20 protein-coding genes are annotated in these 24,318 nt (G+C 60.1%); 7 read left to right on the top strand and 13 right to left on the bottom strand.

Annotated elements, in window-relative coordinates; genetic code table 11:
• The first annotated feature begins 30 nt into the window (after positions 1-30).
• The 4 genes from ACSQ87_RS13315 to ACSQ87_RS13330 all read left to right on the top strand — a co-directional run bounded on the left by ACSQ87_RS13315 (position 31) and on the right by ACSQ87_RS13330 (position 3,672).
• Positions 31-420 carry a RidA family protein gene (locus ACSQ87_RS13315; protein WP_223430213.1) on the top strand — a complete coding sequence of 130 codons (390 nt, stop codon included), beginning with the start codon at positions 31-33 and terminating at the stop codon, positions 418-420.
• A 148-nt stretch (positions 421-568) separates the two neighbouring features.
• On the top strand, positions 569-1,333 hold the full coding sequence (locus ACSQ87_RS13320; protein ID WP_150655657.1) for an IclR family transcriptional regulator: 765 nt from the start codon (positions 569-571) through the stop codon (positions 1,331-1,333).
• Positions 1,334-1,372: 39 nt separating this feature from the next.
• Positions 1,373-2,590, top strand: a complete 1,218-nt coding sequence (locus ACSQ87_RS13325) for an amino acid deaminase (RefSeq protein ID WP_150655658.1) — start codon at positions 1,373-1,375, stop codon at positions 2,588-2,590.
• Positions 2,591-2,736: 146 nt separating this feature from the next.
• Positions 2,737-3,672 carry a sugar kinase gene (locus ACSQ87_RS13330; RefSeq protein ID WP_223430212.1) on the top strand — a complete coding sequence of 312 codons (936 nt, stop codon included), beginning with the start codon at positions 2,737-2,739 and terminating at the stop codon, positions 3,670-3,672.
• Between the two features lie 162 nt (positions 3,673-3,834).
• Here ACSQ87_RS13330 and ACSQ87_RS13335 read toward each other — a convergent pair whose 3' ends face one another.
• Together ACSQ87_RS13335 and ACSQ87_RS13340 are read right to left on the bottom strand one after the other, a co-directional pair.
• The gene (locus tag ACSQ87_RS13335; protein ID WP_007898282.1) at positions 3,835-4,110 is read right to left on the bottom strand and encodes a peptidylprolyl isomerase; all 276 of its coding nucleotides are present in this window, start codon (positions 4,108-4,110) and stop codon (positions 3,835-3,837) included.
• A 64-nt stretch (positions 4,111-4,174) separates the two neighbouring features.
• Complete coding sequence (locus ACSQ87_RS13340; protein ID WP_223430211.1) at positions 4,175-6,712, bottom strand: PAS domain-containing hybrid sensor histidine kinase/response regulator; 2,538 nt, start codon at positions 6,710-6,712, stop codon at positions 4,175-4,177.
• Between the two features lie 120 nt (positions 6,713-6,832).
• Between ACSQ87_RS13340 and ACSQ87_RS13345 the strand changes: the two genes are divergently transcribed.
• Complete coding sequence (locus ACSQ87_RS13345) at positions 6,833-7,942, top strand: PilT/PilU family type 4a pilus ATPase (RefSeq protein ID WP_223430210.1); 1,110 nt, start codon at positions 6,833-6,835, stop codon at positions 7,940-7,942.
• 112 nt (positions 7,943-8,054) lie between these two features.
• On the opposite strand, the gene ACSQ87_RS13350 is transcribed toward ACSQ87_RS13345, so the two are convergent.
• The 11 genes from ACSQ87_RS13350 to ACSQ87_RS13400 form a co-directional block, all read right to left on the bottom strand.
• Entirely contained in the window at positions 8,055-10,010 is a 1,956-nt protein-coding gene (locus tag ACSQ87_RS13350; RefSeq protein WP_223430209.1) for an acetoacetate--CoA ligase, read from the bottom strand.
• 165 nt (positions 10,011-10,175) lie between these two features.
• Entirely contained in the window at positions 10,176-10,961 is a 786-nt protein-coding gene (locus ACSQ87_RS13355; protein ID WP_223430208.1) for a 3-hydroxybutyrate dehydrogenase, read from the bottom strand.
• Positions 10,962-10,968: 7 nt separating this feature from the next.
• A complete protein-coding gene (locus tag ACSQ87_RS13360) occupies positions 10,969-12,360 on the bottom strand; it encodes a GntP family permease (RefSeq protein ID WP_223430207.1) in 1,392 nt (463 codons plus the stop codon).
• 306 nt (positions 12,361-12,666) lie between these two features.
• The gene (locus ACSQ87_RS13365; RefSeq protein ID WP_223430206.1) at positions 12,667-14,082 is read right to left on the bottom strand and encodes a sigma-54 interaction domain-containing protein; all 1,416 of its coding nucleotides are present in this window, start codon (positions 14,080-14,082) and stop codon (positions 12,667-12,669) included.
• Positions 14,079-15,662, bottom strand: a complete 1,584-nt coding sequence (locus ACSQ87_RS13370; protein ID WP_223430205.1) for an ABC transporter ATP-binding protein — start codon at positions 15,660-15,662, stop codon at positions 14,079-14,081. Before ACSQ87_RS13370 ends, ACSQ87_RS13365 begins: the two co-directional genes overlap by 4 nt.
• A gap of 14 nt (positions 15,663-15,676) precedes the next feature.
• Positions 15,677-16,699 (bottom strand): ABC transporter permease, encoded by a 1,023-nt coding sequence (locus ACSQ87_RS13375; RefSeq protein ID WP_223430204.1) that lies wholly within the window; start codon positions 16,697-16,699, stop codon positions 15,677-15,679.
• Positions 16,699-17,760, bottom strand: a complete 1,062-nt coding sequence (locus ACSQ87_RS13380; protein WP_123368175.1) for a microcin C ABC transporter permease YejB — start codon at positions 17,758-17,760, stop codon at positions 16,699-16,701. Before ACSQ87_RS13380 ends, ACSQ87_RS13375 begins: the two co-directional genes overlap by 1 nt.
• Complete coding sequence (locus tag ACSQ87_RS13385; RefSeq protein ID WP_223430203.1) at positions 17,760-19,628, bottom strand: extracellular solute-binding protein; 1,869 nt, start codon at positions 19,626-19,628, stop codon at positions 17,760-17,762. The genes ACSQ87_RS13380 and ACSQ87_RS13385 overlap by 1 nt, the downstream gene beginning before the upstream one ends.
• A gap of 133 nt (positions 19,629-19,761) precedes the next feature.
• On the bottom strand, positions 19,762-20,043 hold the full coding sequence (locus ACSQ87_RS13390; RefSeq protein ID WP_033061676.1) for a peptidylprolyl isomerase: 282 nt from the start codon (positions 20,041-20,043) through the stop codon (positions 19,762-19,764).
• A gap of 108 nt (positions 20,044-20,151) precedes the next feature.
• On the bottom strand, positions 20,152-21,033 hold the full coding sequence (locus ACSQ87_RS13395; protein ID WP_436273668.1) for a lipase family alpha/beta hydrolase: 882 nt from the start codon (positions 21,031-21,033) through the stop codon (positions 20,152-20,154).
• A gap of 289 nt (positions 21,034-21,322) precedes the next feature.
• A complete protein-coding gene (locus tag ACSQ87_RS13400) occupies positions 21,323-22,411 on the bottom strand; it encodes a 3-deoxy-7-phosphoheptulonate synthase (protein ID WP_223430200.1) in 1,089 nt (362 codons plus the stop codon).
• A 626-nt stretch (positions 22,412-23,037) separates the two neighbouring features.
• Here ACSQ87_RS13400 and ACSQ87_RS13405 point away from each other — a divergent pair.
• Both ACSQ87_RS13405 and ACSQ87_RS13410 read left to right on the top strand, forming a co-directional pair.
• A complete protein-coding gene (locus ACSQ87_RS13405) occupies positions 23,038-23,796 on the top strand; it encodes a carbon-nitrogen hydrolase family protein (RefSeq protein ID WP_223430199.1) in 759 nt (252 codons plus the stop codon).
• The gene (locus tag ACSQ87_RS13410; RefSeq protein ID WP_223430230.1) at positions 23,796-24,239 is read left to right on the top strand and encodes a GNAT family N-acetyltransferase; all 444 of its coding nucleotides are present in this window, start codon (positions 23,796-23,798) and stop codon (positions 24,237-24,239) included. Before ACSQ87_RS13405 ends, ACSQ87_RS13410 begins: the two co-directional genes overlap by 1 nt.
• Positions 24,240-24,318 lie beyond the last annotated feature (79 nt).

Below are 24,318 nucleotides of genomic sequence, written 5' to 3' on the forward strand. Positions count from 1 at the left end.
AATACTCACTTTCAATCAGGAGAAACATTCATGAGCATTACTCGTTACGGCACCGGCAGCACCGCCGCAGGCGGTCAGCCTCGCCCTTTCGCCCGAGCCGTTGAAGCCGATGGCTGGCTGCACGTTTCCGGGCAGGTGCCGGCGCTGGATGGCGAGATCATTACTGGCGGAATTGTCGAACAGACCCACCAGACCATGAAGAATCTGATCGCGATCCTGCAAGAGGCCGGTTATGGCCTGGAAGATGTGGTGCGTGCTGGTGTGTGGTTGGAGGATCCGCGGGACTTCACGAGTTTCAACAAGGTCTTCTCCGAGTACTTCAAACCCGAACACGCACCGGCCCGGGCCTGTGTGCAGGCGAACATGATGGTCGATTGCAAGGTCGAGATCGACTGCATCGCGTACAAGAAAAAGGCCTGAGATTTGCGGTGAATTCTTCGCGAGCAGGCTCGCTCCCACATTTGGATCGCGTTCCCCTGTGGGAGCGAGCCTGCTCGCGAAAGCGGCCTAACAGTCGCCGCTGCACTCTGGTTAAACTCCCGGCCACTTTGAATGGGAACCTGAAGCAATGACCGAAGACACCATCAAGCGCCGGGCTCGCGGTCTGGACCGGGCGTTCGATATCCTCGATTTCCTCAAGGAAGTCGGCAAGCCCCTGCGCCCGAACGAAATCGCCAGCGGCATCGGCAGCCCGAAATCCACAGTCTACGAATTGGTTGCCTCCCTGCTGGAGCGACGGATTCTGGAGGCCGTGGGCAAGGACGGTCACGTCTACCTCGGCCGTCAGCTGTACTTCCTCGGGCAAGCACATTTACGCCATTTCGACCTGACCCGCGAGGCCGATCACGCCTTGCAGGAAATCGTCAGCCAGACCCGCGAAACCGCGCAGATGTGCCTGCTCAACGGACGAAAATACACCGTGGCCTTGATGAAAGAGGGCGAGCGGCATTTCCGCATTTCCTCGGACATCGGCGAGAACGCGCCGATCCCCTGGACCGCTTCCGGGCGCCTGCTGCTGGCGCATTTGAGCGACCAGGAAATCGTCGACCTGATTGATCACGACGACTTCATCCTGCCCAATGGTGAACGCCTGCCGCTTGAACAGTTTCTCGGTGAAATCCGTCAGGCCGATATCGATGGCTTCTTCTCCTTCGATAGCGTTGCCGACACCTTTACCCACTGCTTCGCCGCCCCGGTCAAAGACCCGAACGGCGTGGCCATTGCGACCCTGTGCATCGTCGCCCCACGGGCCGATGCCAAGAACAATTACAACGACTACCGCCGGGTGCTGATTGACAGCGCCAACAGCCTGGCCCGTCGCATCAACGAATAACAGCGGCTGCCTGCGGCTGCGAATGTGAGGAGTTCGACCATGTTTTCTGCCAAAAATACTGCCACCGTGGAAAAGGGCTTTGCCCACACAGGCGCCAATCTGGTGCGCGACGTCAGCCTGCCTGCGCTGGTGCTGCACCGCGAAGCGCTGGAACACAACATTCGCTGGATGCAGGACTTCGTCAGCAACAGCGGCGCGGAACTGGCGCCGCACGGTAAAACCAGCATGACTCCGGCGCTGTTTCGTCGCCAACTGGATGCCGGTGCCTGGGGCATTACCCTGGCCAGCGCCACGCAAACCCGCGCGGCTTACGCCCATGGCGTGCATCGGGTGCTGATGGCCAACCAATTGGTCGGTACGCCGAACATGGCGTTGATCGCCGATCTGCTGACGGACCCGACTTTCGACTTCCATTGCATGGTCGATCACCCGGACAACGTCGCTGACCTCGGCGCGTATTTCGCCTCGCGCGGTGTGCGCTTGAACGTGATGATCGAGTACGGCGTGGTCGGCGGTCGCTGCGGTTGCCGCACGGAAGACGAAGTGGTCGCGTTGGCCAAGGCCATCGCTGCACAACCGGCGTTGGCGCTGACCGGGATCGAAGGTTACGAAGGGGTGATTCACGGTGATCACGCGGTGAGCGGCATCCGTGCGTTCGCTGATTCTTTGGTGCGCCTGGCCGTGCAGTTGCAGGACAGCGGGGCGTTCGCCATTCCCAAGCCGATCATCACTGCGTCTGGTTCGGCCTGGTACGACCTGATCGCTGAATCCTTCGAAGCGCAGAACGCCGGCGGGCGTTTCCTCAGTGTGCTGCGTCCCGGCAGCTACGTAGCTCACGACCATGGCATCTATAAAGAAGCTCAATGCTGCGTGCTCGACCGCCGCAGCGACCTGCACGAAGGACTGCGCCCGGCGCTGGAAGTCTGGGCTCACGTGCAGTCGTTGCCGGAACCGGGCTTTGCGGTGATCGCCCTGGGTAAACGCGACGTGGCCTACGACGCCGGGTTGCCGGTGCCGCTGTTGCGTTACAAGGCGGGCGTGGTGCCGGCGACGGGCGACGACGTCAGCGCCTGCAAGGTGACGGCGGTGATGGACCAGCATGCGTTCATGACCGTGGCGCCGGGGGTTGAGTTGCGGGTGGGGGACATTATTTCCTTTGGCACTTCGCACCCGTGCCTGACGTTCGACAAGTGGCGTATCGGGTGTCTGGTGGATGAGCAACTGAATGTCATCGAAACCATGGAAACCTGTTTCTGACCCTCCAGACCGAGGCGCGGCATTCGCGAGCAAGCTCGCTCCCACATTGGATCTCCGGTGTTCACATAACCCATGTGGGAGCGGGCTTGCTCGCGAAGACGGCCGACCAGACGCCACAAAAACACCGGACAGACTGAGAACGAACAATGAACACCATCAGCACCCTCGGCCCCAACACCCCGCGCATCGCCCTGATCGGCGAATGCATGATCGAGTTGCAGCAACGCGCCGACGGCAGCCTGCAACAGAGTTTCGGTGGCGATACCTTGAACACGGCGGTCTACCTGTCCCGGGAGCTGGGTGAGGGCGGTACGGTGGATTACGTCACCGCCCTGGGCGACGACAGTTTCAGCGATGCCATGTGCCAGAGCTGGGCCGACGAAAGCATCGGGCTGGGCATGGTCCAGCGCTTGCCCGGCCGATTGCCCGGCTTGTATTGCATCCAGACTGACGCTGCCGGCGAACGGCGTTTTCTCTACTGGCGCAATGAAGCGGCCGTCCGCGATTGTTTCACCACCCCGGCCGCCGCGCCGATCCTGGCGGCGCTGCCGGATTACGATGTGCTGTATTTCAGTGGCATCACCCTGGCGGTACTGGGTGTGCAAGGTCGGGAGAAATTGCTGGAAACCCTGATCGAAGCCCGGCAGCGGGATGCGCGGATCGTGTTCGACAACAATTACCGGCCACGTTTGTGGGCGTCGATCGAGGACGCACGGGCGGCCTATCGCAGCGTTCTGCCCTATGTCGACCTGGCATTGCTGACCGTCGATGACGAACAGGCGCTGTTTGATTTTTCCGATTGCGAGGCGGTGTTTGCCGCTTACGAGCAGATAGGCACGCCTGAAGTGGTACTCAAGCGTGGCGCCGAGGCGTGTTTGATTCGTTGTGATGGAGAGTCGTTTGAAGTGCCGGCGCAGGTGGTCGAGCGGGTGGTGGACACCACGGCGGCGGGGGATTCATTTAGCGCGGCGTATTTGGCCAGTCGCCTGAAAGGAGGCAGCCCGGTTGAGGCTGCTGAAGCGGGGCATCGGTTGGCGAGTCGGGTGATACAGGTGCCGGGAGCACTCATTCCGAAAAACTGAAATGCAATCCCTGTGGCGAGGGGGCTTGCCCCCGTTGGGCTGCGAAGCAGCCCCAAAACCTGTGACCTTGACCTACCTGACACACCGAGAGCGCAGGATTTACGACTGCTGCGCAGCCGAACGGGGGCAAGCCCCCTCGCCACAGGGCCCTCAGCCAACCCGTTAATCCCGGTAAAACACCTGCACCAGGTGATAGCCGAACTTGCTCTTGATCGGTCCGTGCACAACCCGCAACGGTTTTTTGAAGATCACGGCATCGATGACCCCGACCATCTGCCCTGGCCGCACTTCACCCAGGTCGCCGCCGCGTTTGCCGGACGGGCAGGTGGAATACTTCTTGGCCAGCACATCGAAGGCTTCGCCCTTGGCGATGCGTTGTTTGAGCTGTTCGGCTTCTTCCGAGGTTTTCACCAGAATATGGCGGGCTTGAGCTTTCATGGGCAGTACCTTGCAACGGTGGTGGCTATGTTGGTGCCAGCGGGGCGCGCGATTATGCCTTAACTCAGTCCGGTTGGCCGATCATCGCGCGAATCTTGTTGGCCAGCAGGTCAATGGAAAAGGGCTTGGCCACCATGTCCATGCCTTCTTCCAGGAAGCCCTGGCGCTCGGCGGCTTTTTCCGCGTAACCGGTCATGAACAGCACTTTGAGTTCGGGGCGGTGCTGGCGCGCAATCTCCGCCAATTGTCGACCGTTCATTCCCGGCAGTCCGACATCGGTGACCAACAAATCGACCCGCAGGTCGGACTCCAGCAGGGGCAGGGCGGTCTTCGCGTCTTTGGCTTCATGGGCGTGATAACCCAGCTCGTTGAGCAGGTCGAGTACCAGCATGCGCACCGCCGGGTCGTCCTCCACCAACACCACGGTTTCACCGGCGATCGCGGCCGGCGCTTCGCTGGTGACCGGCATCAGGATGTTTTCGGGCTCTGCGGCGTGCAGCCGCGGCAGGTACAGACGAACGCTGGTGCCCTGGCCCGGCAAGCTGAACAGGCTGACATGACCGCCCGACTGCTGGGCAAAACCATAGATCATCGACAGCCCAAGACCGGTGCCCTGGCCGATGGGTTTGGTGGTGAAGAACGGGTCGAAAGCCTTGGCCAGCACCGACGGTGTCATGCCGCTACCGTTGTCGCTGACGGCAATCATCAGATAATCCCCGGCCTTGACCGGTTCCAGGGTGTTGATGTCACTGCTGTCGAGGTAAACGTTGGCGGTTTCAATCCGCAACTCGCCGCCATCGGGCATGGCGTCCCGGGCGTTGATCACCAGATTGAGCAGGGCATTTTCCAGCTGGCTGACGTCGGTGCTGACCGGCCAGACGTCCTCGGCCAGTTGCAGTTTGAGCGTGATGTGCTCGCCTTTGGTCCGGCTGAGCAGATCCTCCAGAGAATGGATCAGATCATTGGCGTTCAGCGGCTTGCGGTCCAGTGACTGACGCCGGGAAAACGCCAGCAGGCGATGGGTCAGGGCGGCGGCGCGGTTGGCCGATGACACTGCCGCCTCGGTGAAACGGCCCACCTCGGCGGCGCGCCCGTCGGCGATGTAGCGCTGCATCAAGTCGAGGCTGCCGATGATCCCGGTGAGCATATTGTTGAAGTCATGGGCGATGCCGCCGGTGAGCTGGCCGAGCGCTTCCATCTTCTGCGCATGGCGCAACGCCTCTTCGGCGCGTTCGCGTTCGAACATCTCGTTCTGCAGTCGCTGGTTGGATTCAGCCAATTGTTGGGTGCGGGCGGCGACCCGTTCCTCGAGCGTTTCGTTGAGATTGCGCAGGGCTTCTTCGGTCTGTTTGCGCTCGGTTTCGTCGATCACAAAGATATAGAAACCATTGACCGCACCATCCGCACCGTGGCGCGGCAAGTAGTTCATCAGGGCATGTCGGATACTGCCGTCACGGTGCGGGGTGCGGATGCTGAAACTACAAGGCTTGCCGGACAGTGCCTGGGCGATGTATTCGGCGCGCAAGGCATAGGCTTCGTCACCCAGTACTTCACGGATGGTTTTGCCAAAGAGCTCCTGAGGCGTCAGCCCGTACCAGTCGAGGTAGGCCGCATTGTTCAGGCGAAAGCGTTCCTCGCTGTCCACGTAGCTGATCAGGATCGGCATGGCGTTGATGATCAGTTGCAGCTCGGTCTGACTTTGCCGCAAGGCTTGTTCTGTGTGTTTGCGTTCGGTCAGGTCCAGGGCGGCGCCGAGGAAGCGGATCGGCCGGCCATGGTGGTCCTTGTAGCAACGACCCCGGGCAAACACCCAGCGCAGCTGACCGTCGGCTTGCAGCAGGCGATATTCCTCGGCGTACTCGGTGCCGTGGGTGATGGAGTGCTTGATGCTGCGGGCGACCATGGCGCGGTCTTCCGGGTGCACCCCCTGAAGGTAGGCGCTGATGGGCAACTGATTGGCGAGCAGCGGGTCGATACCGTGTAACTGGGCGAAGTGGGCGTCGGCAATGAAGCGGTCTTCGTTTATGTCCCAGTCCCAGGTGCCGACGGCGTCGGTGGCCGCGAGGGCCAGTTGCAGACGCTCCTCGGTTTCGTGCTGGGCCTTGAGGCTGGCGGCCGAACGCTGCTCGAGTTCGAGGGCGATGCGTCGGCGTTCGTTGGTTTCGATGGCGGTCACCAGAATCCCGGCGACCTGGGCGCTTTCATCGCGGATGGGGCTGTAGGTCAGGTCCAGCCAGAAGTCGGAATCATGGCCATTGCGTTGCAAGGTGAAGCGCTGTTCGCTGTAGGTCCGTACCTGTCCTTGTAGGACGGCGCTGTAAATGGGGTCGGTAAAGTCTTTTAACTCTGGCCAGATCAGGTGTGTCGGCTGTCCGAATGCGTGTGGATGCTTGCTGCCGGCCAGCAGGGCGAAGCCGTCGTTGTAGATCTGCGTGAGCTGCGGCCCCCACAGCAATAGCATGGGCATCGGCGAATGAATCACGATATCCACGGCGGTTCGCAGGCTTTGTGGCCAGGTACTGGCCGCGCCCAGCGGGCTGCGTCTCCAGTCTAGTCGGGCAATCAAGGCCTGGGCATCGCTGCCGGTCGGTGATGCGTTCATCTAGATGTCCTGCATTTAAGTCGGTGTAGCGGTGTCAACTATCCTTGTACCGCAGAAGACGCTGTATGACCCTTTTTGGGTCATTTTTATTCATTGAATGCTTCGCGGGTGCTTTTTGCCATGGAAATCGATGCACTGTTAAGGCTCCTGGCCAGCCAGAATGGCTCCGATCTTTATCTGTCTACCGGTGCGCCACCCAGCGCACGGTTCGAGGGTGTGCTTAAACCCTTGGCCGATCAGCCGTTCAAGCCGGGAGAAGTCGCGGCCGTTGCCGCGTCCATCATGGACGCCGAACAGCGTCTGGAGTTCGATCGGGAGCTGGAGATGAACCTGGCGATCTCTTTGACCGGTGTCGGGCGCTTTCGGGTCAATATCTTCAAACAACGCAACGATGTGTCGATCGTGGCGCGCAATATCAAACTCGACATTCCGCGTTTCGAAGACCTCAAGCTGCCGCCGGTGCTGCTCGAAACGGTGATGCTCAAACAAGGACTGATGCTGTTCGTCGGCGCTACTGACTCGGGCAAGTCAACTTCGCTGGCAGCGTTGATTGACTACCGCAATCGCCATAGCAGTGGCCACATCATCACCATCGAGGACCCGGTCGAGTACATCCATAGGCACAAAAAATCGATCATCAACCAGCGCGAAGTCGGCGTCGACACCCGCAGTTTTCACGCCGCTTTGAAAAATACCCTGCGCCAGGCACCGGACGTGGTGCTGATCGGCGAAATCCGTGACCGCGAGACGATGGAGCATGCGCTGGCGTTTGCCGATACCGGTCATCTGGTTATCTCCACCCTGCATGCCCACAACGCTCATCAGGCGCTGGACCGCATCATCAATTTCTTCCCCGAAGAACGCCGGCCGCAGCTGCTTCATGATCTGGGCAACAACCTCAAGGCCTTCGTTTCCCAGCGGTTGGTGCATACCCGTGACGGTCAGCGACGGGCGGCGGTGGAAGTGATGATCGGGACCCCGACCGTCGGCGACTTGATCCGGCGCAATGAGTTTTCAGAGCTCAAGGGAATCATGGAGAAGTCTGTGGAGCTGGGGATGCAGACGTTTGACGGTGCGCTATTCGAGTTGGTCGCAGAAGGGTCTATCGATGAGGAGGAAGCGTTGAAGCATGCGGATTCGGTGAACAATTTGCGCCTGCGGCTGAAGCTGCACGCCGAAGCATCACCAGGCCTCCATGCGCCGCCGGGCGAATGGGGGCTCATGGACTGATGTGCAACTCCTGTGGGAGCGGGCTTGCTCGCGAAAGCGGTTTAACAATCAATGTAGATGTCGACTGACACACCGCTTTCGCGAGCAAGCCCGCTCCCACACTTGATCTCTGTCAATCAAGGAGTTCGGGGCGATTGCGGAATTGTTCCAGCGCCTCGGGATTGGCCAAGGCATCGGTGTTCTTCACCTTCTGCCCGTGCACTACATTTCGCACGGCCAACTCGACAACCTTGCCACTGATCGTCCGTGGAATGTCCGTCACCGCGACAATCTTCGCCGGTACATGCCGTGGCGTGGTGTTGGCGCGGATGACCTGGCGGATCTGTTGCTGCAGTGCTTCGTCCAGCTCGACGCCCTCGCGCAACCGCACGAACAGCACCACCCGTACGTCATCCTGCCATTGCTGACCGATGGCCACGCTGTCCAGAACCTGTGGGACTTTCTCCACCTGACGGTAGATTTCCGCGGTGCCGATGCGCACACCGCCGGGGTTGAGCACAGCGTCGGAGCGTCCGTGGATCATCATCCCGCCGTGGGGCAATTGTTCCGCGTAATCGCCTTGGGCCCAGACGCCGGGGAACTGACTGAAATACGAGGTGCGAAGCTTTTCCTGCTGAGGATCATTCCAGAACCCGATGGGGATTGCCGGGAAGTGGCGGGTGCACACCAGCTCACCTTTTTCGCCGATCACCGGCTGGCCGTTGTCGTTCCAGACCTCCACCGCCATGCCCAGGCTTTTGCCTTGTATCTCGCCACGGCGTACCGGTTGTAGCGGATTGCTGTTCACAAAGCACGAAACGATGTCGGTGCCGCCGGACATAGAGGCCAGGCACAGGTCAGCCTTGAAGTCGCGGTAGACGTAGTCGTAACTCTGCGGCGACAACGCGGAGCCGGTGCAGAGCAGGGTTTTGAGGCTGCTCAGGTCATGGCTTTCGCGAGGTTTGATGCCGCTGCTTTCCAGGGTCGCGAGGTACTTGGGGCTGGTGCCAAAGACACTGATGCATTCGTCGTCGATCAGGTCGATCAGCCGCTCGGGGGCGGGATGAAATGGCGAGCCGTCGTACAACACCACCGCGCTGTCCACGGCCAGCGCCGAGACCAGCCAATTCCACATCATCCAGCCGCACGTGGTGTAGTAGAACAACCGGTCACCGGAACCGAGATCGCAATGCAGTCCGTGTTCCTTGACGTGTTGCAGCAACACGCCGCCAGTGCTGTGAATGATGCATTTCGGCACGCCGGTGGTGCCGCTGGAATAGAGGATGTACAGCGGATGCGCGAAGGGCACGGGAACGAAATCCGGCTCGCCGCCAGCGTCGTAGAAATCATCCCAGAGCGTCACGTTGGCCCGGGTATGGAAGTGTTCGATGCGCGCTTGCGGCCGGGCGTAAGGCACGACAATCAACTGCTGCAAGGACGGCAGGCGTTCAAGGATTTCATTGACCTTGGCGGTCTGGTCGATGTCCTTGCCGGCATAGCGGTAACCGGCGCAGGTGATCAGCACTTTGGGCTCGATCTGGCCGAAACGGTCGATTACACCCTGGGTGCCGAAGTCCGGCGAAGAGCAGGACCAGATCGCTCCCAAACTGGTGGTGCCGAGCATCGCCACGAGGGTTTGCCAGGTATTGGGCATGCACGCCGCGACGCGGTCACCGAGGCCGACACCGGCGGCTTTCAAGCTGTTCTGAAACCCGGCGACATGCTCGGCCAGTTCTGCCCAGGTCAGGTGTTCACGCTGGCCGTTCTCGCCGATGGCAATGACCGCCACGGCATCGTCGCGACGGCGCATCAGGTGTTCGGCGAAGTTCAGGGTGGCGCCGGGAAACCATTGGGCGCTGGGCATTTGCGCGCCCTCAACCAGCACAGCGTCCGGTTGATCGTGGAAACGGATGTCGAAGAAATCGACGATGGCCTGCCAGAACGCGACCCGCTGATCGATGGACCATTGATGCAGGGCAGGGTAGTCGTCGACGTGGAGGTTGTGTCGCTGATTGATGAAGCGCCGAAAGGCCTCCATGCGGGTCTTGCCGATGCGCTTGGCGCTGGGTTGCCAGAGGATGTCGGACATGGCTTGCCTCTTCTTTCTTATGTGTATGCGCACTGGCTTTTGTGGCGAGGGGGCTTGCCCCCGTTTGGCGGCGAAGCCGTCCTGAAAATAGTAGCGCCAACCATTTTACGACTGCTGCGCAGCCGAACGGGGGCAAGCCCCCTCGCCACAGGTGTCTGCTGGTGGTTACTGCGCCAACCACCCACCATCGATATTCCACGCCGCGCCACGCACCTGGCTACCGGCCTCACTGCACAAAAACAGCACCAGTTCGCCCAATTGTGGCGGCGTCACAAACTCCAGGGAAGGCTGTTTCTCGGCCAGCAAATCATGCTGCGCCTGTTGCGGGTCGATCCCTTTGGCGATGCGATCATCAATCTGCTTCTGCACCAGTGGCGTCAACACCCAGCCCGGGCAGATGGCGTTGCAGGTGACGTTGGTGGTGGCGGTTTCCAGACCCACCACCTTGGTCAAACCGATCACCCCATGCTTGGCCGCCACGTATGCAGCTTTGCCCACGGAGCCGACCTGGCCGTGCACCGAGGCGATGTTGATGATCCGTCCCCAACCTTTGGCGCGCATGCCTGGCAGGCTCAAACGGGTGCTGTGGAATACCGACGACAGGTTGATCGCAATGATCGAATCCCAACGCTCTACCGGGAAGTCTTCCACCGGCGCCACATGCTGAATACCGGCGTTGTTGACCAGGATGTCCACGCCGCCGAACTCACGCTCGGCGTAGGCAATCATGTCGGCGATTTGCGCCGGGTCGCTGACATCGGCCGGGTGATGGCCGACCTTGCCACCGCTTTTGTTATTGAGCAGCTCCACCTCGGCAATCACTTTGGATGCATCACCGAAACCGTTGAGGATCAGATTGGCGCCAGCCTTGGCGAGGCTGAGGGCGATGCCCAGGCCGATGCCGCTGGTGGAACCGGTGACCAGTGCAGTCTTGCCCGAAAGAGTCGTCATGAATACCTCACACAATGCCAGTGGCGTAGAAAGTACCGATCACCACAAAAACCGCCAGGGTCTTGATCAGCGTAATACAGAAAATGTCTTTGTAGGCTTCGCGGTGGGTCAGGCCGGTGACCGCCAGCAAGGTAATCACTGCGCCGTTATGTGGCAGGGTGTCCATGCCGCCACTGGCCATCGCGGCCACCCGGTGCAGCACTTCCAGCGGGATGTTGGCGGCGTGGGCGGCGGCGATGAAGTCATTGGCCATGGCCGCCAGCGCAATGCTCATACCGCCCGATGCAGAACCGGTGATGCCGGCCAGCAGGGTCACGGTGATCGCTTCGTTGACCAGCGGATTGGGAATGCTTTTGAGCCAGTCGGCCAATACCAGGAAGCCCGGCAAGGAGGCGATCACCGCACCAAAGCCGTACTCCGACGCGGTGTTCATCGCCGCCAGCAACGAACCGCTGACTGAGCTTCGACTGCCTTCGGCCAACTTGCCGCGAATGGCCTGGAAGCCGAATACCAGCACCATGATGATGCCGACCAGCAAGGCTGCCTGAACGGCCCAGATCGCCGTGAGCTTGGCGATGTCGGTGGTCACCGGCGCGGCCATGCCCGGCAGCGCGAGGCTGTGGGTCTTGCCGTACCACTGCGGAATCCACTGGGTGAACAGCAGGTTCATGATGCCGACGGCCAGCAGCGGCGACACGGCGATCCACGGGTTGGGCAGTTTGATGTCGGCAGCGGTTTCCGGCTCATTGCGCAGATCGGTGCCATACCCTTCACCGGCGTGCTGCGCCTTGTTGCGCTGGCGCTGCAGAAACAGCATGCCGGCGCAGACCACGAAGATCGCGCCGATCAGGCCCAGCCAGGGCGCGGCCCAGGCGGTGGTGTTGAAGAAGGTGCTGGGGATGATGTTCTGGATTTGCGGGGTGCCGGGCAGGGCGTCCATGGTGAACGAGAAGGCACCGAGGGCGATGGTCGCCGGGATCAGTCGCTTGGGAATATTGCTCTGGCGGAACATTTCAGCGGCAAACGGGTAGACCGCGAATACCACCACGAACAGCGACACGCCGCCGTAAGTCAGCAGGGCGCAGACCAGTACGATCACCAGCATCGCCTGACTCGTGCCAAGGAGGCGAATCGCCGCTGCGACGATGGAGCGCGAAAAGCCCGACAGCTCGATCAGCTTGCCGAACACTGCACCGAGCAGGAACACCGGGAAATACAGTTTGATGAAGCCGACCATTTTCTCCATGAACACCCCGGTGAAAGCGGGGGCGACGGCGGAAGGGTCGGTGAGCAGCACGGCGCCGAGGGCGGCAATCGGGGCGAAGAGGATAACGCTGTAGCCACGGTAAGCCGCGAGCATTAGCAGCGTGAGGGCTGCCAAGGCAATGATCACACTCATGGTGTGTCTCCTGGATTGTTATTTTTTTAGGGTGGAACTGTTGTGGGAGAGGGCTTTAGCGAGTTTCGTGCCATGCATTCAACGTATTGAAATATAAGGATATTTTTTGAGTTGAGCATTGGTTCTAGAATGTTTATCTCTATTTTGAGACTTTTTCTGACAGGGCAGGCCCTTTCGCGAGCAAGCCCGCTCCCACATTTGACCGCATTCTTTTGAACGACTCGGTAGAAATGTGGGAGCGGGCTTGCTCGCGAAGAGCGCGCAGCGCTCCCGAGGCCGCGTCTAACAATAGAGACCTGTGTCTCTTTATGGAGACTCTGCAATCCCCAGAGCCACCATTTTCTTGTACAACGTCGACCGCCCCAGCCCCAACCGCGCCGCGGCTTCAACAACCTTCCCGCCGCATTGCTCGAGGGCGGCTTCAATCAACTGCCGATCAAACCGCTCTCGAGCCTCACTGAAAGTCTCATGCGCAACCGGCTCAATCGTTACCGGCGTCACGCGCTCTACGGGTGTGAACGTACCAATCGCCGCGCGGATATCTGTGGCACTCAACATCAAGTCATCACTGAGCAGCGCCGCACGCTCCAGCACATTGCGCAGCTCACGAATATTCCCCGGCCAGGCATGTTGACCCAGCAGTTCCAGGGCTTCGCGGTTCAATTCGTGCTGACTGCGCAGTTCTTCCAAAATGGCTTCACTGAGCGCCGGGAGATCGTCGAGTCGATCACGCAGCGGTGGGACCTGGATCGGCAGCACGTTGAGGCGGTAATACAGATCGGCGCGAAATTCACCGCGTTTGATCGCAGCTTGCAAATCCGTGGAGGTCGCGGCAATCACCCGCACATCGCTCTGGATCACTTCGTTGGAACCCACCGGCTCGAATTCTTTCTCCTGCAGTACCCGCAGCAGTTTGCTTTGCAGTGGCAACGGCATGTCGCCGATTTCATCGAGAAACAGGGTGCCGCCCTGAGCAATCTGCAACTTGCCGGTGCGACCCTTGCGATCAGCACCGGTAAACGCGCCGGGCGCGGTACCGAAGAATTCCGCTTCCAGCAACGATTCGGGAATCGCCGCGCTGTTGATGCTGACAAAGGCTTTGTGCGCGCGCGGCGAAGCGCCGTGGATCGCCTGGGCCAGCAGCTCTTTGCCGGTGCCGGTTTCACCGAGCAGCAACACTGGGGACTCGGCGCTGGCACTGCGTCGGGCACGGCGCTTGACTTCGAGGCTGGCGGCGCTGGTACCGATAAAGTGCGCGAAGTTGTACTTGGTCTGCCGCGCTCGCAACAGCGAGCGGGTGGAGGCCAGTTCTTCCTGCATGCTCATGTAGCGCTTGAGCATCGGCGAGAGGCTGCGCAATTCGTCGAACAGCGCAAACCCGATGGCGCCGATCACCACGCCGGCGTCGTCGTGAATCGGTAGGCGCATCACCACCAGCGGTTCTTTGGGGGTGTCCTGCATGTCGAGCAAAATCGGCCGACCGGTGCGCACCACCTCGCGCAACAGGCTGCCGGGGATCACGCTTTCGCAGGCCTTGCCGATCGCCACTTCCGCCGATTCCAGGCCGAAGCGTCGGGCATAACGCTCGTTCATCCAGACGATGTTCGCATCGCGGTCGACAATCACCGTGCCTTCGCTGGACTGCTCGATGATCTCGAACAAGGAACGGATCGCCAGCAGGCGAACGCGCTGATAGTCCTTGAGGCTTTCGGTGGTGTTCATCGGACGGCTCCAGGATGCGCTGCCGCTAACAGCTCTTTGGTATACGGATGCTGCGGCGAATCGAACACGTCGTGGCTGGCACCGCTTTCCACCACTTTGCCGTCCTTGATCACGATCATGTCGTGAGCCAGTGCGCGGACCACTGCCAGGTCGTGGCTGATGAACAGGTAGGTCAAACCGTGTTTTTCCTGAAGCTGGCGGAGCAGGGCGACCACTTGTTTTTGCACCGTGCGATCCAGTGCCGAGGTTGGTTCGTCCAGCAGGATCAGCGCCGGTTTCAGCACCAGCGCCCGGGCGATGGCGATGCGTTGGCGTTGGCCGCCGGAAAACTCGTGCGGGTAGCGATGACGGCTTTGCGGATCAAGTCCGACTTCCTCCAATGCCCGAATTACCTCGGCTTTGCATTCGTCAGCCGTCAACTGGCTATGCACCTCAAGGCCTTCGCTGATGATCTGCGCCACGGACATCCGCGGGCTGAGACTGCCGAACGGATCCTGAAACACCACCTGCATTTTCTTGCGCCACGGCCTCAGCTGTTTTTGCGTCAGGCCATCCAGCGCTTCACCCTGAAAGCGAATGCCGCCTTCGGAATCGAGCAAGCGCAGGATCGCCTGACCCAGCGTCGACTTGCCGGAGCCGGATTCGCCCACAATACCCAGCGTCTTGCCGCGTTGAATGTTCAGGCTGATGCCGTCCACGGCCTTCAGGTAGGTCTTGCGTTGAAACAGCCCGCCACCGAGGGCAAACTGAACGCGCAGATTATCGACTTCCAGCACGTTCTCGCGCTCGTCCCGGGGCAGCGCTTCACCTTCCGGTTCGGCGTTCAGAAGCACGCAGCTATAAGGATGTTTCGGTTCGGTAAACAGCGTCTCGCAAGGTGCCTGCTCGACGATTTCTCCGGCCTTCATCACGCAGACTCGTTGGGCAATGCTGCGCACCAGATTGAGGTCGTGGCTGATCAGCAGCAGCGACATGCCGAGACGCTGTTGCAGGGATTTGAGCAGCAGCAGGATCTTGCGCTGCACTGTCACGTCCAGCGCGGTGGTCGGCTCGTCGGCGATCAGCAACTCCGGTTCGCAGGCCAGGGCCATGGCGATCATTACCCGTTGCCGCTGGCCGCCGGACAATTGATGGGGATAGGCCTTGAGCCGCTCTTTGGGCTTCTGAATACCGACCAGATGCAGCAACTCGAGAATCCGCGCTTGCGCCGCTTTGCCGGCCAGGCCTTTGTGCAACAGCAGGGTTTCGCCGATCTGCTTTTCGATGCTGTGCAGCGGGTTGAGCGAGGTCATCGGCTCCTGGAAGATCATCGCGATGCGGTTACCCCGCAGTTCTCGCAGCACCTTGGACGAAGCGCCGACCAGCTCCCGGCCACGGTAGCGAATACTGCCCGTGGTTTCGGTACCGGTCTCGGGCAGCAGTTGCAGGATCGAGTGAGCGGTCACCGACTTGCCGCAGCCCGACTCGCCCACCAGTGCCAGGCATTCACCGGGGCGGATGTCCAGGCACAGATTGCGCACCACGGCCTGGCCGCTAAAGGCGACGCGCAGGTCACGGATTTCGATCAGGTTGTTACTCATATCAGCCGTCCGCGTCATGATCTCGGGTCGAAAGCGTCACGTAACGCCTCCCCGATAAACACCAGTAAAGAAAGAATCAGCGCCAGGGTGAAAAACGCCGTCAATCCCAACCACGGCGCTTGCAGGTTCTGCTTGCCTTGACCGATCAACTCGCCCAGCGATGCACTGCCGGCGGGCATGCCGAAACCGAGGAAGTCCAGTGCCGTGAGGGTCGAGATTGCCCCAGTCAGAATGAACGGCAGATAACTCAGTGTCGCGTTCATTGCGTTGGGCAGGATGTGCCGGACGATGACTTTACGGTCGGTCAGGCCCAGCGCACGGGCGGCTTTGACGTATTCCAGGTTGCGCCCGCGCAGAAACTCGGCGCGCACCACGTCGACCAGGGCCAGCCAGGAAAACAGCGCCATGATCCCCAGCAGCCACCAGAAATTCGGCTCGACGAAACCCGACAGGATGATCAGCAGGTACAGCACCGGCAGCCCCGACCAAACCTCCAGCAACCGTTGGCCGATCAGGTCGACCCAGCCACCGTAATAGCCTTGCAGGGCGCCGGCAGCGATGCCGATCAGTGCGCTGACAAAAGTCAGCATCAAGGCAAACAGGATCGACACCCGTGCACCGAAAATCACTCGGGCCAACACATCCCGCGCCTGATCGTCGGTGCCCAGCCAGTTGACCTTGGTCGGAGGGCTCGGCGCCGGTTGGTTGAGGTCATAGTTCGGGGTGTCGTCGCTGAAGGGGATTGGCGGGAACAGCAGCCAGCCACCGTCCTGGTGAATCAGTTTTTGCACATAATCGCTGCGGTAATCGGCCTGGAACGGCAGCTGCCCGCCAAACTCCTGCTCGGTATGGCGCTTCAGGGCCGGGAAGTAGAGGGATCCCTGGTAGCTGACGATCAGCGGTTTGTCGTTGGCGATCAGCTCGCCACCGAGGGTCAGCAGGAACAGACCGACAAACAGCCACAGCGACCACCAGCCGCGACGGTTTTTCTTGAATCGCTCGAAACGACGACGACCTAACGGCGAGAGCTTGAACATCAGGCGTTCCTCGCGGCGAAGTCGATGCGCGGGTCGACGAGGGTGTAGCAGAGGTCACCGACCAGTTTTATCAAGAGACCGAACAGCGTGAAGATGAACAGCGAACCGAACACCACCGGATAGTCGCGTGAAACCGCGGCCTCGTAACTCATGCGACCCAGGCCGTCGAGGGAGAAGATCACTTCGATTAGCAGGGAACCGGCAAAAAATACGCTGATAAACGCTTGAGGAATCCCCGAGACCACCAACAGCATGGCGTTGCGAAACACATGACCGTAGAGCACTCGGCGTTCGCTCAGACCCTTGGCGCGGGCGGTGACCACGTACTGGCGCGTGATTTCATTGAGGAAGGAGTTCTTGGTCAGAATGGTCAGCGTGGCGAACCCGCCGATCACCAGCGCTGTCACCGGCAATACCAGGTGCCAGAAGTAATCGGCGATTTTGCCCACGGTCGACAGCGATTCGAAGTTGTCCGAGACCAGCCCCCGCACCGGGAACCAGTTTAGCGAGGTACCGCCGGCGAAGACCACGATCAGGAACATCGCGAACAGGAACGCCGGCATGGCGTAGCCGATGACGATCGCGGTGCTGCTCCAGATATCGAAGTGGCTGCCGTGGTGCACGGCCTTGCGGATGCCCAAAGGAATCGACACCAGGTAGGTGATCAGCGTCGCCCAAAGCCCAAGGGAAATAGTCACCGGCATTTTTTCCAGGATCAGGTCGGTGACGGTCGCGCCGCGGAAAAAGCTCTTGCCGAAGTCCAGGCGCGCATAACTGGTGAGCATCAGCCACAGGCGTTCGTGTGCTGGTTTGTCGAAGCCGTATTGCTTTTCGATGTCCTTGATCAGTTGCGGGTCGAGGCCGCGGCTGGATCGGGAGGTGCCGGACATGCGTTCGCCGGAACCACCGCCGACACTCGCGCCGCCGATGCCTTGCAAGTGCGCGATGGCCTGTTCCACCGGGCCGCCCGGCGCGGCCTGGACGATGATGAAGTTGACCAGAAGAATGATCACCAGCGTCGGAATGATCAGCAGCAGACGCCGCAGTATGTAAGCCCACATCAGTGCGGCCCTCCGGGTTTGCCACGGCTGATTTGCTCAGCGGTCATCTGTTGGTTGGTCAGCGGCGTGGTGCTGATTTCCCACCAGCTCTCGATGGCTTCGTCATTGCTCGCCTGTTCGTTGGGCCTGCCGAAACGATTCCACCACACGGTGGAGCTGCCCGGCGGGTAATAGTTGGGAATCCAGTAGTAGTTCCATTGCAGCACCCGGTCCAGCGCGTGGGCGTAGTGCAGCATTTCGGGTTGGGTGGTGGCGCGAATCAATCCGGCGATCAGTGTGTCGACCGCCGGATTTTTCAACACCATGTAGTTATTGGCGCCAGGGTCGTTGGCCGAGACCGAGCCGAAATAATTGAGCAGTTCGCCCCCGGGCGAAGTCGTGACCGGGTAGCCGGTGACGATCATGTCGTAGTCGCGGCTCATCAGACGATTCACGTATTGGGACGAGTCGATGCGGCGGATGTTCATGTCGATGCCGATCTGTTTCAGGGTGCGCTTATAAGGCAGCAGCAATCGGTCCATACCGTTCTGGCTGACCAGGAAAGTGAAACTCAATGACGTGCCTTCGGCGTTGACCAGTTGATCTCCATCGGGTTTCCAGCCGGCCTGTTCGAGCAAATCGAGTGCCTGCAACTGTTTGTCGCGTATCAGGCCACTGCCATCGGTTTTCGGTGCCTGGAAAACCTGGCTGAAAACTTCGTCGGGGATCTGCCCTCGCAGCGGTTCGAGAATCGCCAGTTCGCCGGCGTCCGGCAGTTGTCGGGCGGCGAGGTCGGTGTTGGAAAAGAAGCTCTGCTGGCGGATGTACATATCGCGCATCATCTGCCGGTTGCTCCACTCGAAATCCCAGAGCATGACCAGCGCCTGACGCACTCGTCGGTCCTGGAACAACGGGTTTTGCAGGTTGAACACAAAGCCCTGAGCCGGTTGGGGGGCTTGGGTTGCCAGATGCGCCTTTTGCAGGCGCCCGTCGCTCAGGGCCGGGCCGTCGTAGCCGATGGAGTAAGCGGTGGCGGAGAATTCGCGGTTGTAGTCGTAGGCTCCGCCGCGCAGGACCTGACGGGCGACGTCGGTATCGCCGAAGTACTCGATGCTGAAACGATCGAAGTTGTAGAGGCCGCGGCTGACCGGTAAATCCTTGCCCCACCAATCGGCATTGCGCTCGAAGGTGATGCTGCGACCGGAGTCGACCTTGCTCACCCTGTAGGGGCCGCTGCCCAAAGGTGGCTCGTAACCGCCACCATTGGCGAAGTCGCGCGTCTTCCACCAATGCTCGGGAAACACCGGCAGGGTCGCGATATCAAGGGGCAGGGTACGGTTTTCATTGCTTTTCAAGTCGAACCGAACCGTCAGGGGTGATTCCACTTCGACGCCTTTAACGTCGGCAAATTGGGTGCGATAACGCAGGCTGCCCTGGGTCATCAACAGGTCGAAGGTGTAACGAACGTCTTCGGCCGTGATCGGTTTGCCGTCTGCAAAACGGGCTTTGGGGTTCAGGTAGAAGCGCAAGAACAAACCGTCGTCCGAGCGCTCCATCTTCTGAGCCACCAGGCCGTACACGGTGTAAGGCTCGTCCAGCGAACGCTGGGCGAGGGGCGAGTAAAGCAGGCCGTCGATCTGTGTGACGCCAATGCCTTTGTCGATGTAAGGCAACATATGATCGAAATGACCGATTTCGATTGCCGAGCGGCGCATTGTGCCGCCCTTGGGGGCTTGCGGGTTCGTGTAGGCAAAATGACTAAAGCCGGCAGGATACTTCGCCGGTTCACCGTACACGGTCAACGCATGTTGCGGTGCGGCATTCACGCCTGCGGCGCCCAACAACAGGGCTACGGCAGTGAACAATAAAGTAGGGAAAGCCAGTCGCATTGTCAGCCTTAGAGCCGGGTGGTCAATAACCGCAATTTGTACGCTAGCGGCGCGTCCCTTGCCACTCGTATCACGTATCCCAAACACAACGGCCCGCCAAAAGGCGGGCCGTTGTGCAGAAAACAAGGATTGATCAGTCCTGGCGGCTGGTCACTTCCAGCAGGTGGTAACCGAACTGGGTCTTGACCGGGCCCTGCACCACGTTGATCGGTGCGCTGAAGACCACGGTGTCGAATTCCTTGACCATCTGGCCTGGACCGAACGAACCCAGATCACCGCCCTGGCGGCTGGACGGGCAAGTGGAGTTGGCTTTGGCGACTTCGGCGAAATCAGCGCCGCCCTCGATCTGGGCTTTGAGTTCGTTGCACTTGGCTTCCGAGGCAACCAGGATGTGACGGGCAGTGGCTTTAGGCATGGGAAAACTCTCCATTCAATGTTCAGTAAAGTGCGGAGCCTACCGGATTCAGTGGTCTATTTCTTCTCAAAGTTCCGTACAGACTATGCAGGCCGGTACGGCATTCCTTTACAGGCCGGCATTTCTCAGACGCTCCGCATGCTGCACATACAGGTCAATCGGGTCGATGCCCTTGCGCAGCGGGCCGGCGGTCTGGCTGAGGCTGTCCAGATGATCCAGCGGGTAGTCGGAGCGGATGACTTTGCCCAAATGAGAGCTGTAGCGGCCAACCAGGCCATCGTTCTGCTCAGGTTCGGTGGTGAAGTATCGGGAAAAGGCGCGGAGGAACCCGTGCAGCGGATTCAATGCATCTAGCCCTTTGTCGAGGATGTCGCCCTGCAGGGTGCCGCTCCAGGAGTAATAACGTACGCCGTCGACCCGTTCGCGACCCTTGCCACCCCAGGTTTTCGGCAACCCCTGGGGGTACTTGTCGTTGAACGCGCCTACACCTTCGGTGGTCAGGGCATTCAGCGCGGCGATGGCGTTCTGCGGCAGGTGGCGGTGGCCGCTGAGCAACGATAGACAGTCTGCAAACAACGTTGCAACGGTCGAGGCGACGTGTTCCGGCAGGCGCCCGGGCGTCAGCGCCTTGCGCAAGAAGTCGGCCAGTTCCGAACCGTGATTCGGGCCGCTGACGGACGTCACCGAAGCGACTGCTTCCGGCGCTGTCGCTGCCGCATAACGTGCAGCGAGTGCGCCTTGGCTGTGGCCGATCAGGTTGACTTTGTTTGCACCGGTTCCTTCCAGTACCCGTTCGATCTGCATCAACAGTTGGTCGCCGCGAGCTTCGTTGCTATGGGTAGCCGACACGTGCGGGATAAACACTCTTGCGCCTGCACTCCTGAGGGCCTGCTTGACGTCATGAAAGAGTTCGACCTTGCCGATGCGATCGAAGCCGAAGAGCCCGTGGACCAACAGGATCGGATACTGAGTAGTTGCATTCCGTAGCATGTTCTTTCCTTTTTCGCAGTCGTTCAGGGGTGTGTTGATGGGCTCACTCTAATGCACACCCGCTGTTCGCCGTTGTATGAAAAAGCCGCTGTAACCTGATGAAAACGGAATAGAAAATGTACGAAAGTTCGAAAGTAGATGAGGTCTTGGTCGGAATATTTGGACATCTTTTTATCTGTAACAGAGCGTTTTCCTGCGATGGCCTACTTCGGGAACACCCTTTGCCTGTTGATAGTGTCTCGATTCCGACGTCCAGTCCTCAATGGGAGGACTGGACGATGGGTTTGCCTCACGCCGATTGTTGATCCCTGCTCTGCGCTCTGAGCCGATCGGCGGCCTGGCGCAACAATGATTCCGTCCCGCTCCAGCCAAGGCAGCCGTCCGTGACTGATACGCCGTAACGCATTGAAGGGCTCAGCGGTTGGCAGCCTTCGAACAGGTGACTCTCGATCATCATGCCGATCAGTGATCGATCACCTTGCAGGCGCTGTTCAAGCACATCGTTAAATACCGCTGGCTGACGCAACGGGTCTTTGCCGCTGTTGGCATGGCTGCAGTCGACCATGATCCGGGCCGGGATCTTCAGTTTGGTCAAATCGCTGTTCACTTGGGCGACACTGTCGCGGTCGTAGTTCGGCCCGCGGTGTCCGCCACGCAGCACCAGGTGGGTGTCGGGGTTGCCCGGCGTCTGAATGATTGCTGGATGACCCTGGCTGTCGACACCGAAATGGCGATGCGGATGGGCGGCAGAGCGCATCGCGTCGCTGGCCACACCGACACCACCATCGGTGCCGTTCTTGAAGCCGACCGGCATGCTCAGGCCGCTGGCCATTTCACGGTGGATCTGCGATTCGGTGGTGCGAGCGCCAATAGCGACCCAGCTCAGCAGATCGTCGAAGTAGCCGACAGCCATCGGTTGCAGCAGTTCGGTGGCAATCGGCAGTCCCAGGCGGAGCATTTCGCGCATCAACTCGCGGGACAGGGTCAAACCGCCGGCCATGTCGTCGCTGCCATCAAGCTGCGGGTCGTAGGCCAGGCCTTTCCAGCCGATGGTGGTGCGGGGTTTTTCGACGTAGGCGCGCATCACCAGCAGCATTTCATCGCTGACCTCGGCGGCGAGGCGGGCAAGGTTGCCGGCGTATTCGAGGGCGGACTGAGGATCGTGGATCGAGCAGGGGCCGACGATGACCAGCAGACGGGAGTCTTCACCGTTGAGGATCGCGCGAACCGCTTGGCGGTGGGCGGCGACTTGTTGGCTCAGGGCATTGCTGAGTGGCAATTGCTGTTTGAGTTGCAATGAGCTGGGCAGACGCAGGGTCAGCGCTTCATTGGCAGGGCTCAAGGTGGACAGCGGCAGAGCAGAGACGGACGAGTTCATATTCGGGCTTCCTGGGCTGGCGGCGGGATCGTTCCCGCGCGCTCGGCCCTACTGGGGTGTTCGACAATTGGCCGGATTGGCTGCGTGTGTGTGCTTGCCACCTGTGGGTGACCGATCGGAGGCGGCAGGCTGTCCCGAGCGGAGGCTGCTAAATCGCCAGGCGGTAAAACTGTCGTAACGGTAATAAGTGGCGTAGTTCATTGTTGAATCCTCTGGTTGTCTGGTGTGTCGCTAAAAATGTGCGGGGCTGAAAAAACAAAACCCCCGGTCGGGAAGCCGACCGGGGGTTGAGAATTCTCTGGTGGCGACCCGTTTAAAGTGGGCGCCGTTGGGGTATCAGGCGCGCCAGTGGCTAAACCAATACCCAAAATAAAAGCTGACCGGAGCACAAACGTCATTCACCCGGGCAGCCGCTACCGAGCGCAGGGCGCTGATGGTACGAAGCTGTGAGAGGGCGTTGAACATGGTTTTGTCTCCGATGAGTGCGCCGAGCTTACTAGAGGCCGGTACGCGGTTTCAATCAGAAAATGCTATCGATCACCGGCGGCATTTTCTATCGCTTGAGTGCGTCGCCGGTTGTGACACACTTTGTGCTTCGCTTACGTACAACGTCACAAGGACGAACCATGACGCCACTGATCATTGCCGCTGCCCAATCGATCTCCATCGCCGGTGACCTTGCCGCAAACATTGTGTGGCATCAGCGCTTCATGCAACTTGCGGCGGAGCAGGGCGTGCAATTGCTGGTGTTCCCGGAGTTATCGCTGACCGGGTACGAGCGTGAACTTGCGGCTGAATTGGCCATTGCGCCAGACGCCGAGGTTCTGCAACCGCTACGGGATTTCGCGCGGGAAATCGGTGTGACGACTGTCGTCGGGATGCCGATTCTGCTGTCGGAAGATTCGCCAGTATTGATTGGGGCGCTGGTGTTGGGCGCTGATGGATCGCTCGGGATCTACAGCAAGCAACATCTGCATCCAGGCGAGGAGGTGGCATTTGCACCGGGAACCGGCGGTTCGACCCTGACCATAGGTGCCGACACGGTCGCGTTGGCGGTGTGCGCGGATTTCTCTCACGCCAGTCATGCCGCCGCGGCGGCGCAGCAAGGCGCCGATCTCTATGCGGCGGGCGTGCTGATCACAGAAAACGGCTACGCCCCGGATACCGAGTTGTTGCAAGGCTACGCCAGCGCTCATTCGATGACGGTCCTGATGGCCAACCATGGTGGTGCAACGGGTGGCTGGGAATCGGCAGGACGCAGCGCGATCTGGGCGTCGGACGGTTCGCTGATTGCGGCCGCTCCGGGGACAGGCAACCTGATGGTCGTTGCTCGACGCAACGCTGACGGCTGGAAAGGGCAATTAGTGGAGGTTGCATTGGGGTGATGGTATTTGAATTGCGTCCGGCGACATCCCGGGACCTCGACTTCGCTCGTGAACTGACCCGCAACAACATGCTCCGCTATTACATTCAGCACGATCTGCTGTGGCAGGACGAAGGGTTCGATGTTGGCTGGGCAGGGCGCGAGAACTGGTTGATTGTAAGTGGCAGTACCGTGTTGGGCTTTTTCAGTCTGAGTCGTGACGCCAAAGCCCTGTACATCCGTGAACTGCACGTCCTCGAAGCGTTTCGAGGGCAGGGCGCCGGTTCCTGGGCGATTGATCAGGTATTCGACATGGCGTGCAAGGAACGGCGTCCGGCATTGCGTTTGACGGTTTTTGAAAATAATCCCGCGCAAGCGTTGTATGAGAGAAAGGGCCTGAAGGTGGTCGGCACAGACGAGTGTTTCCTGAGAATGCAGCGCGATGTCGATGCCTCGCCTGGCTGAAACATGCATACGGCAAGCCTTTCAAGATGTATTGAAACTTTTTATATGATGCTTGCCGCTAGGTCTGCCAGTTGCTTTT

This window comes from Pseudomonas sp. LjRoot277 (genome assembly GCF_964253845.1).
Taxonomy (GTDB): Bacteria; Pseudomonadota; Gammaproteobacteria; order Pseudomonadales; family Pseudomonadaceae; genus Aquipseudomonas.